Annotated in this window: 14 protein-coding genes; 3 read left to right on the forward strand and 11 right to left on the reverse strand. The window is 68.8% G+C overall.

Translation table 11 applies throughout. From position 1 onward, the window contains the following. Positions 1 to 28: 28 nt before the first annotated feature. The 4 genes from ACFSJG_RS08690 to ACFSJG_RS08705 all read right to left on the reverse strand — a co-directional run bounded on the left by ACFSJG_RS08690 (position 29) and on the right by ACFSJG_RS08705 (position 5,244). Positions 29 to 1,729 (reverse strand): Ig-like domain-containing protein, encoded by a 1,701-nt coding sequence (locus ACFSJG_RS08690; RefSeq protein ID WP_378484801.1) that lies wholly within the window; start codon positions 1,727 to 1,729, stop codon positions 29 to 31. Positions 1,730 to 1,807: 78 nt separating this feature from the next. Then, positions 1,808 to 3,580, reverse strand: coding sequence for an Ig-like domain-containing protein (locus tag ACFSJG_RS08695; protein ID WP_378484802.1), 1,773 nt, complete (start codon positions 3,578 to 3,580; stop codon positions 1,808 to 1,810). Positions 3,581 to 3,860: 280 nt separating this feature from the next. Further along, a complete protein-coding gene (locus tag ACFSJG_RS08700) occupies positions 3,861 to 4,478 on the reverse strand; it encodes a DUF4304 domain-containing protein (protein ID WP_378484803.1) in 618 nt (205 codons plus the stop codon). 100 nt (positions 4,479 to 4,578) lie between these two features. Continuing rightward, positions 4,579 to 5,244, reverse strand: a complete 666-nt coding sequence (locus ACFSJG_RS08705) for a TetR/AcrR family transcriptional regulator (protein WP_378484804.1) — start codon at positions 5,242 to 5,244, stop codon at positions 4,579 to 4,581. Positions 5,245 to 5,312: 68 nt separating this feature from the next. Here ACFSJG_RS08705 and ACFSJG_RS08710 point away from each other — a divergent pair, with 68 nt between their 5' ends. After that, the gene (locus tag ACFSJG_RS08710) at positions 5,313 to 6,749 is read left to right on the forward strand and encodes an MFS transporter (RefSeq protein WP_378484805.1); all 1,437 of its coding nucleotides are present in this window, start codon (positions 5,313 to 5,315) and stop codon (positions 6,747 to 6,749) included. A gap of 114 nt (positions 6,750 to 6,863) precedes the next feature. Here ACFSJG_RS08710 and ACFSJG_RS08715 read toward each other — a convergent pair whose 3' ends face one another. From ACFSJG_RS08715 to ACFSJG_RS08725, 3 genes are all read right to left on the reverse strand, one after another. Then, entirely contained in the window at positions 6,864 to 8,315 is a 1,452-nt protein-coding gene (locus ACFSJG_RS08715) for a glutamate synthase subunit beta (RefSeq protein WP_378484806.1), read from the reverse strand. Next, a complete protein-coding gene (gltB, locus tag ACFSJG_RS08720; protein ID WP_378484807.1) occupies positions 8,308 to 12,906 on the reverse strand; it encodes a glutamate synthase large subunit in 4,599 nt (1,532 codons plus the stop codon). The genes ACFSJG_RS08715 and gltB overlap by 8 nt, the downstream gene beginning before the upstream one ends. 282 nt (positions 12,907 to 13,188) lie before the next feature. Further along, positions 13,189 to 13,776: a TetR/AcrR family transcriptional regulator gene (locus ACFSJG_RS08725; RefSeq protein WP_378484808.1), complete on the reverse strand. Its 588-nt coding sequence runs from the start codon at positions 13,774 to 13,776 to the stop codon at positions 13,189 to 13,191. 96 nt (positions 13,777 to 13,872) lie between these two features. Here ACFSJG_RS08725 and ACFSJG_RS08730 point away from each other — a divergent pair, with 96 nt between their 5' ends. Further along, positions 13,873 to 14,880 carry an FAD-dependent oxidoreductase gene (locus tag ACFSJG_RS08730; protein WP_378484809.1) on the forward strand — a complete coding sequence of 336 codons (1,008 nt, stop codon included), beginning with the start codon at positions 13,873 to 13,875 and terminating at the stop codon, positions 14,878 to 14,880. On the opposite strand, the gene ACFSJG_RS08735 is transcribed toward ACFSJG_RS08730, so the two are convergent. Both ACFSJG_RS08735 and ACFSJG_RS08740 read right to left on the reverse strand, forming a co-directional pair. Next, complete coding sequence (locus tag ACFSJG_RS08735; protein WP_378484810.1) at positions 14,881 to 15,429, reverse strand: dihydrofolate reductase family protein; 549 nt, start codon at positions 15,427 to 15,429, stop codon at positions 14,881 to 14,883. A 240-nt stretch (positions 15,430 to 15,669) separates the two neighbouring features. Then, positions 15,670 to 16,209, reverse strand: coding sequence for a putative immunity protein (locus ACFSJG_RS08740; RefSeq protein WP_378484811.1), 540 nt, complete (start codon positions 16,207 to 16,209; stop codon positions 15,670 to 15,672). 73 nt (positions 16,210 to 16,282) lie between these two features. Between ACFSJG_RS08740 and ACFSJG_RS08745 the strand changes: the two genes are divergently transcribed. Further along, a complete protein-coding gene (locus ACFSJG_RS08745) occupies positions 16,283 to 16,960 on the forward strand; it encodes a DNA alkylation repair protein (RefSeq protein WP_378484812.1) in 678 nt (225 codons plus the stop codon). Between the two features lie 9 nt (positions 16,961 to 16,969). On the opposite strand, the gene ACFSJG_RS08750 is transcribed toward ACFSJG_RS08745, so the two are convergent. Next, entirely contained in the window at positions 16,970 to 17,392 is a 423-nt protein-coding gene (locus ACFSJG_RS08750) for a VOC family protein (protein WP_378484813.1), read from the reverse strand. A 65-nt stretch (positions 17,393 to 17,457) separates the two neighbouring features. Further along, complete coding sequence (locus ACFSJG_RS08755; RefSeq protein ID WP_378484814.1) at positions 17,458 to 18,345, reverse strand: esterase/lipase family protein; 888 nt, start codon at positions 18,343 to 18,345, stop codon at positions 17,458 to 17,460. Positions 18,346 to 18,387 lie beyond the last annotated feature (42 nt).

The raw sequence follows: 18,387 nt of genomic DNA on the forward strand, positions 1-18,387 counted from the left end.
ACTCGCTCGCTACACGTCCCTCAACTGCTTACGAGGAACCGAACAACCCGTCGAGGCTGCCCGTTCCGCCGCCGTTGTCCGGGTCGCCCGGGACGGTCAGCGTCTGCGGCTGCGAATCGGAGTCGATGAAGCCGGCCGACCCGACGAACTGTGCCGTCACGCTGTACGTGCCCGCGCTCGCGAAGGTCGTGGGCAGCGTGGCAACACCGTTCACCACCGGAACCGGCGCACCCAGCGGGGTGTTGCCGAGCATGAACTGCACGGTGCCGTTCGCGTTCGCCGGATCTACGTTCGCCGTCAACGTGACCGGCTGCCCCTTCGCGACGGTGCCGACCGGAGCGAGCGTCGTCGTGGTCTGGACGTCCGCCGCAGGCGCGTTGGTCACGCTGACCGGGAACGCCGGGGCGACCGACGCCGCAACGCCGTCGGTCCCGGAGTACCGCGCGACGACACTGTGGGTGCCGGTGTTCGTGAAGGTGTACGGCGCGACCGCGACACCGTCGGAGCCGACCGTGCCGGTGACCTTGTCGCCGCCGTTGATCGTGAACTCGACCGTGCCACCCTGGACGGCGGGCGTCACCTGTGCGTGCAGGTTGACGTCCTGACCGACGTACGCCTTGTCCGGCGCCGTCATCGCGAGGCTCGTGACGATGTCGTCGGTGCTGACGTTGATCGTCTTCGGCGCCGACGTGGATCCGACGAATCCGGCGGTGCCGGAGTACACGGCGGTGACGGTGAAGTCGCCGTCGGTGTCGAAGAGGTGCGTCGTGCTCGCGGCACCGTTGACGACGTCGACCGGACCGCCGATGTCCGCACCGTTCACCGCGAACTGCACGGTGCCACCGTTCGCGGCCGGGTTCACGTTGGCCGTGAGGGTGACCGTGTCACCGTTCTTCACCGCACCCGGGGCCGCGACGGTGGTGGTTGTCTGCTTGTCCGCCTCGACGATGCTGGTGGTGGCCAGCGGACCCGCACCGGAGTTGAGCGGTGCGGTCGAGGTGTCGCGCGGGCTGCACTGCGTCGGTGCCCACGCCGTGATGATGAGCGACGCCTCCGGCAGGAACGTCAGGTAGTTCTTGTCGTTGCCGTAGGCACCCGCGTCGCCGGCGGAGCGGAGCTTGATGTCGACGTTGCCCGACGGGCCCGCCTTCAGCCGCACCTTGACCTGCGGCAGCTGGAAGGTCGTGTTGGTGCCCGACTGGGCGAGGGCGACGATGCCGCCGCGAGAGCTCTTGCTCGCGGTCGGACTGTTGCCGATCACCTGGTTGTTGCCGGACAGCCGCAGGATGCCACCGTTGGCATCGACGACACCGTTCTCGTTGACCCGCAACAGGTTCGGAGCGACACCACTGAGCCCGGAGCTGGTGCCCGGAACGATCTCGGTGCTGACGATCTGCGCGTTCTGCGGCACCTCCATGTCGACCTTGAGACGCGACACGCTCTGCAGCGACGACCCCGAGTTCGAGTTCGGAACGGAGAGCGGCGGCGCGGTGACGACGACGTCGTACTCCTCGCCCGCGTTCACGGAGGCGGGTGCGTCGATGACGATCGAGGCTTCCTGGCTCTGGCTCTGCGGGCCCGCGACCGCGGACGGCGTCGCCAGGCAGGTGTTGATGAAGGTGGTGGTCGTCGGGGCAGCGCCGGCCGGAACCCCGGTCAGCATCATCGTGCCGGCGACGACGCCGACGCCGAGCGGCGCCGCGAGTCCCCGAAGTTTGTTCTTGTTCACAAGTTCTCCTACAGAGGCTATGGGAGTAGGGCCACCCCGGCCCGGAGTGTGTCTGTCACTCCGGGCCGGGGTCGGCTGTCACTGTCCGAAAAGACCTGTCACCGAACCGAGGTCGGCGCTACCGGTGCCACCGCCGGTGCCGGCGGGGCCGACACCGATCACGGTCGGGCCGGAGACCGAGTTCTTGAAGGCGCTGCCACCGACGAACTCGGCGGTGACGGCGTAGGTGCCCTCCGCGTCGAACGTGTGGGTGAGCGTGGCGACACCGTTCACGACCGCGACCGGGCCACCGATGTCGGTGTTGCCGACCTTGAACTGCACGGTGCCGTCGGCGTTCGCGGGATCGACGGTGGCGGTGAACGTCGCGGTCTGGCCGACGACCCCGCCGCCGGCGACGACCAGGCCGGTCGAGGTGGCGGTGCGGTTGTCGGGGTTGCTCACCGACACGGTGAACCCGGCCGAGGTGGACGGGGTGAAGCCGGCCGCGCCGGTGAACTCGGCGGTGACGTTCGCGGAGCCCGCCGAGGTGAAGGTGTGCGGAAGCACGGCCACGCCGTCGCCGGTGCCGACCGGTGCGGTGCCCACGACGTCACCGTCGACGCGGAAGACCACGTCGCCGCCGCTCGGGATCGGGAAGACGGTGGCGGACAGGTTCACCGGGGTGCCGACGACCGCGGTGGTCGGGTCGACGACCGTGATGGTGGTGCCGAAATCGGCGTCGGTGACGGTGAGCGAGGACGGAGCGGACGCGGAGTTCGCGTAGCCGCCGGTGCCGACGAAGTTCGCGGTGACGTTGTGCGAGCCGGCCTCGACGAACTTGCGGGTGAGCGTGGCCGAACCGTTCACGACGTCGACCGGTGCACCGAGATCGGCGGCGCCGTCCTTGAACTGCACCTGGCCGGTGGCGCCTGCCGGCGTCACGGTGGCGGTGAAGGTGACGTCGTCACCGACGACAGCGGTCGCGGGTGCGTTGAGCGAGGTGGTGGTGTCGGCGGTGACGTCGACGGTCTTCACGCCCGAGACGGAGCTGTGGAAACCGGCGCCTGCGGTGAACGCCGCGGTGATCGGGTGCGCACCGAGCGTGTCGAAGGTGTGCGCGAGGGTCGCGACACCACCGGAAACGGCAACGGGGCCACCGATGTTGGCGTTACCGTCCTTGAACTGGACGGTGCCGACGGCGTTGGCAGGGCCGACGTTCGCGGTCAGGGTGACGGACTCACCGGTCTTCGCGGTCGCGGGTGCCTGGAGGTCGGTGGTGGTCGCGACGTTCGGGTCGGCGACCTGGACGAAGACGCCGAAGGTGTTGGAGCCGCGTTCGCCGCCGCTCCAGGTGTTGGGCTGGGCGGACCAGGCACCGGAGTCGTAGATGCCCGGGGGCGTGTTGGCGGGCACGGTGTAGGTGGTGGTCAGGACTGCCGACTGACCGGACTTGATGACGTAGCCGCCGACGAGGAAGGTGCAGCCGCTGCTGCAGGTGACCTTCTGGCCGCCATCCTGGGTGGACCAGCTGCCGCCGCCGCCGGCGTAGCTCAGCGACTTCGCGGTGTTGACCCAGCCGGCCGGAGGAACCTCGCGGACGTACGCGATCGACAACTGGTTCAGCGGTGCGTTGCCTGCACCGTTGGCGGTGGTGTAGCCGAGGGTGGTCTTGTAGGTGACGGAGTCGCCGGGGTAGACGACGTTGCTGCCCACGACCTCCTTCGTCAGCAGGATCTGGGCGTCCTGGAGGGACCTCGAGGACGCCGGCGGATCTGCGGCTGCCACGCCGTTCGTGACGCCGAGCACCAGCCCGGCAGCGGCCGAGGCCGCGATCAACGGTGTCGCGAAGCGACGGGGAAGTGAAAGACGCACTACTGCCTCCTCAGCGGGGCCGGCCGGCAGGGCAGGCCTCATATCGTGATCACGATCACATCTCAGCGAGGTAGGCTAATGGTCAGAAATCGGTAACGGGCGAGTTTGCTGAACATTCGTCCATTTCCCCTGGACATTCGTTCAGATTCGTTCGAACGAATGACAGAACCCCTCACCACCACCCGGTAGATGCAGATCCACAGCCCCGGAACGGACCGGGAGAACGGGTTGCTGACTCAAAGCCGGGGTGCCTGTTCTCGGCGTCGGAGGGCGCTCGCGTTCACGCCGACCCGACGCCGTCGTCGATCAGCGACGCTTTCGAGGCCGGTAGGTGGCTCCGCATGATCGCGTCGATCCGCGCCCACCGGGGCTCCGCCCCGAACTCGGCGCGCACGGACCGGTGGATCTCGCGGGCCGACGCCCAGTCGCCGGTCGCCACGCGGTACCGGAACGCCTCGATCGCCACGCCGTCGCTGATCCGGTGCGCGAGCTCGTCAGCGGTGGTGACGGCGCCGAGGGCACGGACCGCTGTGTCCAGGTATCCGACCAGGACGGGGCCGACCGCCGAGGCGTCCGTCTCGTCGTCGATCTCGAACCACTGCGGCGCTTCCGGGGCGAGTTCGTCCAGCCGACAACGGAATTGACAGTCGACCTCGCGTGGACGCTCCACTGTGGGGTCGCCGATCGCGGTCGCGAACTCGGCCGAGTGGACACCGCAGTTCACGTAGAAGCGCACATGGCCGCCGAAGTTGCCCGAGGACCGTTGCAGTGACACCACATCCGTCAGTTCGCCACGGCCGCGGGTGAACACGAGCGCCCGCTTCCGGAAACCCAGCGTCTTCAGTAGCGGACGCACGTGATCCCGCTCGACACCACCGAAACCCACCGATTCATCCATGTCCGGAGAAGCTACCCACGGCGTCGGACACCACCGGCCGGCCCCGCCTCACGAGGCCGATTCCGCGGCGTGACCGGACTGCCGAACTCGGCCGGCACGATCACCGTGACACCTCGTCGGCGTTCGCGCCGAAGGCACGGCAGTACCCCGCGATGAGTGCGTCGAGGCCGTCGAGGTAGGTGTCGCGGGTCGTTCCCATCGGCCAGTTCGCGGTGATCGCGTTCAAGGCCGGCAGTCGTTGCGCGCCGGCTTCCCTGATCTTGGCAGTGAGAGGAGAGACCTCACCTGTCGGGTTGGGCGCGGGGATGTTCAGCAGTGCGCCCAACGTGTAGTTCCACAGTGCCCGATAGAACAGCAGAGAGCGGCGGAGGTCCATGCCGAGGTCCTGTCCGGCCACGATCGCCCGTTCGACGAGCACGATCGCGCCGGACCCTCCGCGTCCGCCGTGTTGGAGCAGTTCGACGAGCCACGTCTCGGCGGTGATGGTGTCGAAGATCGCGACGAAGATCGTGCGGATCCGGGCGACAGGGTCTTCGGGCAGGACGAGCTCGGCAAGACCGGTCGAGTAGCGGTCGAGCACCAGGTCGAGTAGGTGCTCCTTGTCGTCGACGTGCCGATACAGCGCCATCGGCGAGGTGCCGAGGTCCTTCGCCAGTGCACGCATGCTCAGTGCGGCGAGACCGCCTGCGGCGAGGCGGTCCTTCGCGGCTTCCGCGATTCGGTCGGCGGACAGGGTGGGCGGCCGTCCTCGACGGGGCTCGGGCATTGGGACATTGTGCCCGAAGCCGTTGCCGACGCTGTCGGAGTAAGGTAGACCTAATTAATTATGAGAACATGTACACAAACCCTGGAGCTGCCGTGACGACGGCCGGCAGCACCACGGCACAACGCTCCGGCCTCGTCCTCGTCGCCGCGGCGGCCGCACAGTTCCTCGTTGCGTTCGACATGTCGGTGATCAACGTCGCCCTGCCCGACATCCAGCGGTCGCTGCACTTCACGGATGCGGACCTGTCCTGGGTCGTCAACGCCTACGCCCTCGCGTTCGGCGGCCTGCTCCTGCTCGGCGGCCGGCTGTGCGACGTCGCAGGCACCCGGCGTGTACTCGTCACCGGCCTGATCGTCTTCGGTGTGGTGAGCGTGGCCGGCACCTTCGCGCCCACCGCAGGCCTGCTCGTCACCGCACGCGCGCTGCAGGGCGTGGGTGCCGCGATGATCGCACCCGCAGGGCTGGCCGCCCTGAGCCAGGCCTTCCCGGACGGCGCCGCGCGCGCCAAGGCGTTCGGGATCGGCGCGATGTGCTCTGCCCTCGGCGGCGCCATCGGCGTGGTCCTCAGCGGTGTGCTCACCCAGGGGCTCAACTGGAGGTGGATCATGTTCGCCGGTGCACCGGTGGCACTGGCCGCGGCGGTCGCGGCGGTGCGGGGACTGCCGGCTCACCAGGCGGGCGGCGGGCGACTGGACCTTCCGGGCGCGTTGTTCGCGACCGGTGGACTGGTGGTGCTGGTCTGCGCAGTCATCGCAACGGACACCCGGGGCTGGGGATCACCGGCCGTCCTGGGCGGCGGCGCGCTCACGGTGGTGCTGCTCGCGGCGTTCGTGGTGGTCGAGAAGCGCACGCCGGACCCACTCGTCCGGTTCTCGACCCTGTTGCGCCCACGGATCGGGTTGGCCAACGCCATCATGTGCGTGGTCTGCGCCGGGCAGTTCGGTGGCTTCTACTTCGTGTCGCTGTACATGCAGCGCGGACTCGGATACTCACCGTCGACGACGGGCCTGGCCTTTCTGCCGTTCTGCGCCGGGCTCGTGGTCGGCATCGTCGGGTCATCGAAACTGTTGCCGCGCTTCGGCGCTCGCCCCCTCCTCGTCGTCGGGACCGCCCTGGCTGCGCTCGGGATGGCGGTGTTCTCGACGATGAGTGTCGGCGGCGGCTTCGTCTGGACCGTGCTCGTGCCGTCGCTCGTGGCCAGTGTCGGTATCGGTCTGTCGTTCATGCCGCTCAGCAACGTCGCGACCGCCGACGCGCCGCCTGGTGACGTGGGGATGGCGTCCGGGCTGCTCAGCGCATCCCGGCAGATCGGTGGCTCGGTCGGGCTGGCAGCGCTCGTCAGCATCGCCGCCACGGTCACCGCGAACTCGCACGCACCCGCCGATCTCGCGCTGGTGTCCGGATACTCGCGTGCCCTGATGGTGTGCGCACTGCTGTTGCTGGCGGGAACCGTGCTCTCGCTGTTCTTCCCGAGCACGGTGCAGCCCACACCCCGGCCTGCGTGACCGATCGACCGGTCTCCGGTCGGGCCGGACGACGAAAAACCCGCCGCCCCGGATGATTCCGGGACGGCGGGTTTCCTGCGTGAGAGCCGGGCGTCGTTGACCGGCGCCCGGTGCCTACCGCTGGGGAGCGGACGTCGGCACGACCGGCGAGGGCAGCGCGGTGACGCCCTCGAGGTACTTGTCCACGGCGGCCGCGGCGGAGCGGCCCTCCGCGATGGCCCACACGATCAGCGACTGACCGCGGCCCATGTCACCGGCGACGAAGACGCCGGGAACGCTGGTCTCCCACTCCGACGAGCGGGCGACGTTGCCACGCTCGTTGATGTCGACACCGAGATCGGTGAGCAGGCCCGGCTTCTCGGGTCCGACGAAGCCCATCGCCAGCAGCACCAGGTCGGCCTCGAGCTCGAACTCCGAGCCCTCCACCTTCTGGAAGCGGCCGTCGACCATCTGCACCTCGTGCGCCTTCAGGCCGGTGACCTTGCCGTCGGAGCCCACGAACTCCTCGGTGTTGACCGAGAACACGCGCTCGCCGCCCTCCTCGTGTGCCGAGGACACCCGGTACATGAGCGGGTAGGTCGGCCACGGGGTGGACTCGGCGCGGGTCTCCGGCGGGCGCGGCATGATCTCGAACTGGTGCACGATCTCGGCGCCCTGGCGGAGCGAGGTGCCGAGGCAGTCGGCGCCGGTGTCGCCGCCACCGATGATGACGACCTTCTTGCCCTCCGCGGTGATGGAGGGCGCGTCGAGGTCACCGAGCTGCACCCGGTTGGCGATCGGCAGGAACTCCATCGCCTGGTGGATGCCGTCGAGCTCCCGGCCCGGGATCGGCAGGTCGCGCGCCTGGGTGGAACCACCCGTGAGCACGACCGCGTCGAACTCGGCCTTGAGCTCCTCGGCGGTGATGTCGACACCGACGTTGACGCCGGTGCGGAAGACGGTGCCCTCGGACTCCATCTGCACCAGGCGGCGGTCGATGTGCCGCTTCTCCATCTTGAACTCGGGGATGCCGTAGCGCAGCAGACCACCGATGCGGTCGGCGCGCTCGAACACCGTCACCGTGTGACCCGCGCGGGTCAGCTGCTGCGCGGCGGCCAGGCCGGCCGGGCCGGAGCCCACGACGGCGACCTTCTTGCCGGTCAGGCTGGCCGGGCGGATCGGCTTGACCCACCCCTCCTCGAAGGCGCGGTCGATGATCTCGACCTCGACCTGCTTGATGGTGACCGGGTCCTGGTTGATTCCCAGGACGCAGGACGCCTCACACGGGGCGGGGCACAGCCGCCCGGTGAACTCCGGGAAGTTGTTCGTCGCGTGCAGACGGTCGAAGCCCTCGCGCCACCGATCCTTGTAGATCAGGTCGTTCCACTCGGGGATCAGGTTCCCGAGCGGGCAGCCGTTGTGGCAGAAGGGGATACCGCAGTCCATGCACCGGCTGGCCTGGGTGCGGAGGGTCTTCGAGTCGAAGTCCTCGTACACCTCCTTCCAGTCCATCAGGCGCAGCGGCACCGGCCGCCGGACCGGGGTCTCGCGGGAGGTGTGCTTGAGGAAGCCGTTCGGATCAGCCACGAGCTGCCTCCATGATCGCCTCGTCCACGTTCTGTCCGTTCTTCTTCGCGGTGTCGATCGCCACGAGCACCTTCTTGTAGTCGCGCGGCATGACCTTCGCGAAGTGGTTCACCTGCTGCGACCAGTCGGCGAGGATGCGCGCGGCAACCTCGGATCCCGTCTCGTCGCGGTGCTTCTCGACGGTGGCCTTGAGCCACGCGAAGTCCTCGTGCTCGAGGTCCTCGAGATCCACCAGCTCGGTGTTCAGGTTCGCCTCGAACGAGCGGTCCGCGTTGTAGACGAACGCCACGCCACCGGACATACCGGCGCCGAAGTTGCGGCCGGTCTTGCCGAGGATGACCACGCGGCCACCGGTCATGTACTCGCAGCCGTGGTCGCCCACGCCCTCGACGACGGTGGTCGCACCGGAGTTGCGGACCGCGAAACGCTCGCCCGCGACGCCGCGGAAGTACGCCTCGCCGCCGGTCGCACCGAACAGCAGGACGTTGCCGGCGACGATGTTGTCCTCGGCGACGAACCCGGCCGGCGCCTGCAGCGACGGACGCACCACGATGCGGCCACCGGACAGGCCCTTGCCGACGAAGTCGTTGGCGTCACCGAACAACCGGAGCGTCATGCCCTTCGGCACGAACGCGCCGAAGCTGTTGCCCGCGGAACCGGTGAAGGTGATGTCGATGGTGTCGTCGGGCAGGCCCGCGCCACCGTGCACCTTGGTCAGCTCGTGTCCGAGCATGGTGCCGACCGTGCGGTTGACGTTGGTGATCTTGGATTCGATCTTCACCGGGGTGCCGGTGTCGACCGCGTTCCGGGCCTGTGCGATGAGCTCCTGGTCCAGCGCCTTGTCGAGCGCGTGGTCCTGGGTGCCGCTGCAGTACAGATTCTGGTCCGGGAACACCGTCTTCGGCTGCACGAGGACCGGGGACAGGTCCAGCTTGGCTGCCTTCCAGACGTCCTGCGCCTCGGTGGTGTCGAGCATCTCGACCTGTCCGACCGCCTCGTTGAGGGTGCGGAAACCGAGCTCGGCAAGGAGCTCACGCACCTCCTCGGCGATGAACATGAAGAAGTTCTCCACGAACTCCGGCTTGCCGGTGAAACGGCTGCGCAGCAGCGGGTTCTGCGTCGCGACACCCACGGGGCAGGTGTCGAGGTGGCAGACGCGCATCATGATGCAGCCCGACACGACGAGCGGCGCGGTCGCGAAACCGAACTCCTCGCCGCCGAGCAGCGTCGCGATCATCACGTCGCGGCCGGTCTTCATCTGGCCGTCGACCTGGACCACGATCCGGTCGCGAAGACCGTTGAGCAGCAGGGTCTGCTGGGTCTCGGCCAGGCCGATCTCCCACGGAGCGCCCGCGTGCTTGAGCGAGGTCAGCGGGGACGCGCCGGTGCCGCCGTCGTGACCCGAGATGAGCACCACGTCGGCGTGCGCCTTGGACACACCCGCGGCGACGGTGCCGACGCCGACCTCGGAGACCAGCTTCACGTGGATGCGGGCCGACGGGTTGGCGTTCTTCAGGTCGTGGATCAGCTGCGCGAGATCCTCGATCGAGTAGATGTCGTGGTGCGGCGGCGGCGAGATGAGGCCGACGCCCGGCGTCGAGCCACGCACCTCGGCGACCCACGGGTACACCTTGTGCGGCGGGAGCTGTCCGCCCTCACCGGGCTTCGCGCCCTGCGCCATCTTGATCTGGATGTCGGTGCAGTTCGACAGGTAGTGCGAGGTGACACCGAACCGGCCGGACGCGACCTGCTTGATCGCGGACCGGCGCCAGTCGCCGTTCTCCTCGACGTCGAAACGCCGCACGTCCTCGCCGCCCTCACCCGAGTTCGACCGTGCGCCAAGGCGGTTCATCGCGATGGCGAGGGTCTCGTGGGCCTCGGCGGAGATGGAGCCGTAGCTCATCGCGCCGGTCGAGAAGCGCTTGACGATCTCGCTGGCGGGCTCGACCTCGTCGATCGAGATCGACTCGCGCACATCGGTCTTGAACTTCAGCAGGCCACGCAGGGACGCCAGCCGCTCGGACTGGTCGTCGACCATCTTCGTGTACTCCTTGAAGATGGAGTACTGGCCGGTGCGGGTGGCGTGCTGCAGCTTGAACACCGTGTCCGGGTTGAACAGGTGGTACTCGCCCTCACGGCGCCACTGGTACTCGCCGCCCACCTCGAGCTCGCGGTGCGCGCGCTCGGTGGGACGGTTCAGGAACGCCGAGTCGTGGCGGACCTTCACGTCGGCGGCGATCTCGTCGAGACCGATACCGCCGAGCTGCGAGTTGAGGCCGGTGAAGTACTCGTCGACGAGCTCCTGCGACAGGCCGATGACCTGGAACAGCTGCGCACCGGTGTACGAGGCGAGGGTCGAGATGCCCATCTTGGACATCACCTTCAGCACGCCCTTGCCTGCGGCCTTGATGTAGTTCTTCACACCCTCCTCGAAGGTGACGCCGGTCAGGGCGCCGCTCTCGAGCATGTCCTCGATCGACTCGAAGGCCATGTACGGGTTGACCGCGGCGGCACCGAAGCCGACCAGGGTGGCCATGTGATGCACCTCGCGGGCGTCACCGGCCTCGACGACCAGACCGACCTTGGTGCGGGACTTCTCGCGCACCAGGTGGTGGTGCACCGCCGAGGTCAGCAGCAGCGAGGGGATCGGCGCGAACGTCTCGTTCGAGTTGCGGTCGGTGAGCACGATGATGCGCGCACCGCCGGCGATCGCCTGCGACACCTGGTGCTTGACGCTGTCGAGCGCCTCGCGCAGACCCTCGCCACCGTCGGCGACGCGGTAGAGGCCGGGGACGACCACCGCGCGGAAGCCGGGGTAGTCGCCGTCGTCGTTGATGTGGACGATCTTGGCGAGGTCGTCGTTGTGCAGGATCGGCGACGGCAGCACGAGCTGCTTGCAGGAGTCCGAGCCTGGGTTGAGCAGGTCGCTCTCGGGACCGATGCAGCCACCGATGCTGGTGACGACCTCTTCGCGGATCGCGTCCAGCGGCGGGTTCGTCACCTGGGCGAACAGCTGCTGGAAGTAGTCGAACAGCATCCGCGACCGGGTCGAGAGGACCGCGATCGGGGTGTCGGTGCCCATCGAGCCGAGGGCTTCGCCGCCGGTCTTGGCCATCGGCGCGAGGAGGATGTTCAGTTCCTCGTTGGTGTAGCCGAAGACCTGCTGGCGGATGACGACCCGCTCGTGGTTCATGTGATAGACGTCGCGCTCGGGCAGGCCGTCCAGACGGACCAGGCCGGCGTCGAGCCACTCCTGGTACGGATGCTCGGCGGCGAGCTCGGACTTGATCTCGTCGTCGGAGACGATGCGGCCTTGAGCGGTGTCCACGAGGAACATGCGGCCCGGCTGCAGGCGGGTCTTGGTGACCACCTTCTCCGGGTCGATGTCCAGGACGCCGACCTCGGAGGCCATCACGACGAGGCCGTCCTCGGTGACCCAGATACGGCTCGGGCGCAGACCGTTGCGGTCCAGCACGGCGCCGATGACGGTGCCGTCGGTGAAGCACACCGACGCCGGGCCGTCCCACGGCTCCATCAGCGTCGAGTGGTACTCGTAGAACGCCTTGCGGGCCGGGTCCATCGACTCGTGCCGCTCCCACGCCTCGGGGATCATCATCAGCACGGCGTGCGGGAGACTGCGGCCACCGAGGTGCAGCATCTCGAGCACCTCGTCGAAACGCGCGGTGTCGGATGCGCCAGGGGTGCAGACCGGGAAGATCTTGTCGAGCTTGCCCTCGCCGAACACGTCGGACTCGATGAGTGCCTCGCGGGCCCGCATCCAGTTCTCGTTGCCGGTGACGGTGTTGATCTCGCCGTTGTGCGCGACGCGGCGGAACGGGTGCGCCAGCGGCCACGACGGGAAGGTGTTGGTGGAGAAGCGCGAGTGCACCAGGCCGAGGGCCGACTCGACGCGCTCGTCCTGCAGATCCACGTAGAAGCTCTTGAGCTGCGGCGTGGTCAGCATGCCCTTGTAGACGAAGGTCTGACCGGACAGGCTCGGGAAGTACACCGACTCCTTGCCGGGGCCGTCCTCGCCTGCACCGCCGTCGCCGAGCTCGTGCTCGACGCGCTTGCGGACGACGTAGGCCGCGCGCTCGAGCGCCATGCCGGACAGCTCGCCCTCACCGGTCATGAAGACCTGGCGGAAGGTCGGCATCGCGTCGGCGGCCATCTGACCGAGCGAGGACGCATCGGTGGGAACCGCGCGCCAGCCGAGGACCTTCAGGCCCTCCTCCGCGGCAATCCGCTCGACACCGGCGGCGGCCTCGTCGGCGGCGGCCTCACCCTGCGGGAGGAAACCGATGCCGGTCGCGTAGGACCCCTCGGCGGGCAGCTCGAAGTCCACGACGGCCCGGAGGAACGCGTCGGGAACCTGCAGCATGATGCCCGCACCGTCGCCGCTGTTGGGCTCGGCACCCGCGGCACCGCGGTGCTCGAGGTTCACCAGCGCGGTGATCGCCTTGTCGACGATGTCGCGGCTGCGGCGACCGTGCATGTCGACGACGAACGCGACACCACAGGCGTCGTGCTCGTTCGCGGGGTCATAGAGGCCCTGGGGTCCGAGAGACCGGTGGCCTGGAAATTGCTTCATACCTAGCCTTCGTGTGCGTGGAAATGCACAGACGACCAGCAACGCTGATGGCCATCACGTGGCAAAACGAGCGCCGACACAGCGTCGGATCGGCGCGCCCACCCGGCGATCGCCGCGGTCGATTTGTCGGGATGTGATCCCGTCACCGCCGGCTGACCGAGTGGCCCCTGGACTGTTGTGTGTCCAGCATGTTCCGAAAACGATAATTCACAGCCCCCACTTCATGCCAACTAAGGTAATCCTTTTCACTCCCTGAACTGGGAAAACCCGCCAACCTACCGGTCAGATACGGCCCGAATCGGCCCCGAAGAAGGCGGCCAGCAATGTAACAATCCCGGGTCGGGGATCGAAGGGCGTGCGCTCGTCGAGCGCGGTTGGCGAGGTCACGTGATGGAGGATCACCCCGTCGAGGTAGTCGCTGAGCATCCGGCCATGAGCGCCCGGGTCCGAGGATCCGAGCATGGCCAGCATCATTGTCCCCCACTCGAGCAGGTCGGCGCGACCGCGGGAAATCGGCGGGACCAGGGAGGCGTCCGTGGCCGCAGCGGTGAACAGGACCAAACGGGCGACCGTGCGCGTCCGGTGCTCGCCGACCGCGAGCCGCACGTAGCCGGCGAGCCCGTCGGCCAGCTCGGACAGGGTGGCAGGGAACCGCTGCGATCCCGTCGCGTCCCAGTCCTGGCGGTCACGCTCGACGAGGTGCGCCAGCACGGCGTCGACCAGGGTGTTCCGGGTGCGAAACCAGTTCGAGGTGGACCCTTGCGGCAGGCCGGCGGCGGTGTCGACGCCGCGGTGGGTGAGCCCGCGCAGTCCGCTGGTGCCCAGCAGGTCCAGAGCGGCGTCGAGCGCGCGTTCCCTGTTGCCGGCCATGCGCTGACACTACAACGGTAGTACCGCACACTACGACCGTAGTTCCGAGTACTACGAATGTAGTGCACGCTACTACATTCGTAGTACCGTGGGTGCATGCGAGCAACCATCGTCGGCGGCGGCATCGGCGGTCTCACCGTCGCGAACCACCTGATCAGGCACGGCTGGCAGGTCCGGATCCTCGAACGCGCGGGCACCCTCCCGACCACCGGCACCGCGCTGGGCATGTGGCCGCCGGCGCTGCGCGCGCTGGATTCGATCGGGGTCGGCGACCGGATCCGTCAGGTCGGCGTCCCGCAGACCGCGGGCGCGATCCTGCGACCCGACGGATCGACGATCGCCCGACTGCACGTTCCCGGCGGCGCGGTCCTGGTGTCACGCCCCGTACTGCTCGACGCCCTCGTCGCGGACGTCTCCGGCGCCGTGGAGTTCGGGGCGAGTACGGACGCCGTCCCTGCCGACTGCGACGTCGTGATCGGCGCGGACGGCAGCGGCAGCCGCATCCGGGACCGGATCTTCGGTCCGCGATACCGGCCCCGGCCACTCGGCATGGCGGCGTGGCGCGGGTGGGTGTCCGGCGAGGCGACCTCCACGACCGAGACCTGGGACACGGGCGCACTGTTCGGCATCACGCCCCGAGACGGCGGCCAGACCAACTTCTTCGCCGCCGTCCGCGTCGAACCCGGAACCGACGACGGTGGAATCACGTTCCTGCGCAGCAGGTTCGGCGACTGGCATCCGGCCGTCCGCGACGTCCTCGACCGCATCGACGACGAGACGCTGTTGCACCACGACCTGCACCACTCCCCTGCGCTGCCGTCCTATGTGCGCGGCAACGTCGCGTTGATCGGCGATGCCGCGCACACGATGGCCCCGAACCTGGGCCGCGGCGCCTGTGAGGCGATCGTCGACGCGGTCACCCTCGGCCGGGCGCTCACGGAGAGCGGAGACGTCGCAGTCGCGCTGCGCCGCTACGACCGCGCCCGGCGCCGACGGACCCGGATGACGGTGCGGGGATCGGCGGCGATGGCACGCCTCGCCACCACGGGACGGGCGACCGGGGCTCGCGACGCCCTGCTCGGCCTCGTCACCCGTACCGGCTGATCAACGCGCCGCGTAGTGGAGCAGCGACACCCCGCTGCGGAAGGATGTCGACTCCACGAGGTCGAGCCGAGGGATCTCGTAGCCGTCCGGGAAGAGGCGGCGGCCACGACCCTGGACGACCGGGTACACGAACAGGCGATACCCGTCGACGAACCCGGCCTCGATCAGGCTGTGGCACAGGCGAATACTGCCCGTCACACCGATCTCCCGGCCGGGCTGTTCCTTGAGTTCCCGCACCTGCGCGAGCCAGTCTCCCGACAGGATCGTCGAGTTCTGCCACCGCGGGTCCGTCATCGTGGAGCTCACGACGTATTTGTGGACGGCGTTCAGTTCAGCCGCGATCCCGGTGCGGTCGTCGGTCTGCAGCGGCCAGTAGCCGCGGAAGTCCTCGAACGTCTGCCGTCCCAGGAGCAGGGCGTCGCCGCGGTCGGCGTGCAGACGCGTCGCCTCCAGCATCTCGTCGTCCTGGTCGGCGGGATCGAACCAGTCGCCCAGCATTTCGATCGCGCCGTCGAGGGTGATGTTCTGGGTGACGACCAGGGTGCGCACGGCGTGCTCCTCGTTTGCGGGAAAAGGCTTCGCAGATGAAGACCCCGTGAGGACTCTCGACTCATCGGTCGAGCGCGTACGGCCTGTGAAACGGCCCGTAAATGACTACTGACCGCAGCGAATCGAGTCAGCTGCGGTCAGTGCTGTTTGAAACCATAGCGTGACCGGATCGTGACTTCAGCAAATGTGGGGCACATCACTCGGGTGTGTTGCGCGGGCACATCGTCACACACAGCCTGGTCATCGCGCGCGGGCACGCACGTCCTTGTCGAGCATGCGAATCAGCTCGCCCACCCTCCCACCTCCGGACGGCGCGGCCGGATACCGAAGCAGCACGTCGACCAGCTCGGACGTCGCTCGCCGCGCCGTCCGCGCCAGGTGGTCACGACCGACGTCGGGGTCGTCGCCTGCCACGAGCTCGGCGGCGCGGGCCGCGTGCGCCGCCGACCCGAGCACGTGTTTGACCTGGTTCGCATCGGCCAGCGGATGCAGGTAGGCGGCACCCGCCGCCGCCATCGCCGCCATCGCCGCCTGGTGGGCGGCGGGGCCGGCGTCCTTCGCGGCCCGCATCGCCGCCCACGCGGTGTCGCGCAGCCGCTTGCCGCGTCGCCCGCCGTCGGCGAACTCGCGAGCGGCGTCGACAGCATCCCGGGGTCGCGGGTCGTCGGGGCGGTCGGCCTCGAAGATCGCGAGCACCTCCTCCGCACAGTCGGCGGCGAACGCGCTGACCGCGCGCAGGTCCCGGTCGGTCAGCGTGATCTCGTCGTTCTCCGCCGGCATCCCTCCATCCTGGATCACGATGTCGGCTCCGGTTCCTAGGCTGGGGTGAACGAGGACGATCAGGAGGACCGCTGTGGCCGAGACGACGGTGACCGAACTGCTGGCAGAGCTGGCCGAGCTGGAGGATCCGAAGATCCGCGCGGTGAACGAGCGGCACGGCGACGACCACGGCGTGAACCTGACGAAACTGCGGGCCGTCGCGAAGCGGCTGAAGACCCAGCAGGACCTGGCCGTCGAGTTGTGGGCGACCGAGGACACCGCGGCGCGACTGCTGGCGCTGCTGATCTGCAAGCCCAAGGCGTTCGGACGGGACGAGCTCGACGCGATGCTGCGCGACTCGCGCACCCCGAAGGTGCACGACTGGCTCGTCGGGTACGTGGTGAAGAAGAACCCGCACGCCGAGGAACTGCGCCTGGCCTGGATCGACGACCCCTATCCCGTCGTCGCGAGCGCAGGCTGGGCGCTGACCAGCGACCGCGTCGTCAAGAAGCCCGCCGGCCTGGACCTGCCCGCCCTGCTCGACACGATCGAGTCGGAGATGAAGGACGCGCCGGACCGGTTGCAGTGGGCGATGAACACCTGCCTGGCACAGATCGGAATCGAGCACGCCGAGTACCGCACCCGCGCCCTCGACATCGGCGAGCGCCTGAAAGTGCTCGAGGACTACCCGACTCCCCCGAACTGCACGTCACCGTTCGCGCCGAGCTGGATCAACGAGATGGTGCGACGGAAGGAACTCGCCACCAAGTAGCCGGGTCCGTCAGCCCATGACGTTGGTGCCGTCGGACAGCACCGGCGACAGGAAACCGAAGACATTGCCGTCGGGGTCGAGCAGGTAGGCGAGCCGCCCGACGCCGGGCAGGTCGTCGGGTGGGAGCGCCGCGGTGGCGCCCAGTTCGATTCCGCGCGCGAACGTGCCGTCCACGTCGTCGACGGCGACGACGATGTTCGCGCCGGTCACCGGAGCCCCGGGCTCCGGCCGCGGGCCACGGCGCTGGGTGAGACCGCCGTTGATCCCGGAGCCGGGCGAGCCGGGTGACGCCGCACCCTCACCGGTGGAGATCGCCCAGTACGGCATGTCCCCGAACTGCTGGAACGACCAGCCGAGCAGCTCGGAGTAGAAGTCGACGAGCTTCTGCGGCTCGCTCCCGTGAATTTCGAAGTGCACGACCAGGTTCGCCACGATGCCTCCCGTTGTCGGTACCCCGCCACCCTACGCGCGACGGATGACGTGGCGCCGGGACCCGCTCACCGTCCGAGCTGGGCGACCACCCACGATGCCGCCTCGGGGCTGGACCGCAGCGTCGAGTGGTCCACGGCCGACGCATTCGGGTACGCGTCCTCGAAGAGGACGTTCGTCACTCCCGGCTCGTCGATGAACGAGCATCCGCCGGCGGGGGTGGCGACACCGTCGTTGGCGGTGGCGAGCACCGCGTAGGTGACGCCGGGTTGGGTGATCGGCGTGCCGTCCGCGAACACCGCACCGTGGACCTCGGAACCGGGGGCGAGTTGCAGCGCCACGGCGAGATCCGGCGACAGGCGACCGAGGATCGGAGGCAGGACGGGGAGCGCCTGCAGGACCTCGACCGGGGTGACCGGCAGGTTGTCGATGCCGTAGGCGGCGAGGAATCCCGCGCCGTCACAGTCCCTGCCCTCCGGCGCGAGGAACACTGCACGAGTCACGTTCGCCGAGCCGTGCAGCACCTTGAGGTAGTAGTTCGACACGACGCTCCCGGCGGAGTGCGCGACGATGTCGACGGTGCTCGAACCGGTCGCGTCCTGCACCGACCGGACGAACGTCGCGAGCTGCCCGGCTTCGTCGGGAATGTTTCCTGCCCAACGCTTTCCGTTGACGACGCCGCCTTGGAACACGAGCGGACACAGGCCGGATCCGCGGAGGACGTCCGTCACGGTCGCCCACTGCTCCGCCGTGTCGGCGACTGTTCCGTCCGCCCCCGGCAGCACGACCACCGGACGCGAACCGGCGGCGCAGTCGATCGGTGGGGTCACCGCATCACCCGCCGGAAGCACGACCGGATCCACCGACCCGGTCCCGGGATCGGCGAGCGCAGGCGGAGTGGCGACCAGCGCCGCCCCGATCACCAGCGCAGTGACCACACCGGTTCGTCGTGTCATATCCGGGCCTCCCCGCCTCGTCACACGTCCCAGCGAGACTAG

The sequence above is a fragment of the Rhodococcus gannanensis genome (assembly GCF_042681175.1).
Taxonomy (GTDB): Bacteria; Actinomycetota; Actinomycetes; order Mycobacteriales; family Mycobacteriaceae; genus Rhodococcus_G; species Rhodococcus_G gannanensis.

Bases quoted from the DNA above. Each gene is read 5' to 3' on its own strand.
- ACFSJG_RS08710 (WP_378484805.1), top strand. From the start codon at position 5,313: ATGTACACAAACCCTGGAGCTGCCGTGACGACGGCCGGCAGCACCACG.
- ACFSJG_RS08700 (WP_378484803.1), bottom strand. From the start codon at position 4,478: ATGGATGAATCGGTGGGTTTCGGTGGTGTCGAGCGGGATCACGTGCGT.
- gltB (WP_378484807.1), bottom strand. From the start codon at position 12,906: ATGAAGCAATTTCCAGGCCACCGGTCTCTCGGACCCCAGGGCCTCTAT.
- ACFSJG_RS08705 (WP_378484804.1), bottom strand. From the start codon at position 5,244: ATGCCCGAGCCCCGTCGAGGACGGCCGCCCACCCTGTCCGCCGACCGA.
- ACFSJG_RS08755 (WP_378484814.1), bottom strand. From the start codon at position 18,345: ATGACACGACGAACCGGTGTGGTCACTGCGCTGGTGATCGGGGCGGCG.
- ACFSJG_RS08740 (WP_378484811.1), bottom strand. From the start codon at position 16,209: ATGCCGGCGGAGAACGACGAGATCACGCTGACCGACCGGGACCTGCGC.
- ACFSJG_RS08725 (WP_378484808.1), bottom strand. From the start codon at position 13,776: ATGGCCGGCAACAGGGAACGCGCGCTCGACGCCGCTCTGGACCTGCTG.
- ACFSJG_RS08730 (WP_378484809.1), top strand. From the start codon at position 13,873: ATGCGAGCAACCATCGTCGGCGGCGGCATCGGCGGTCTCACCGTCGCG.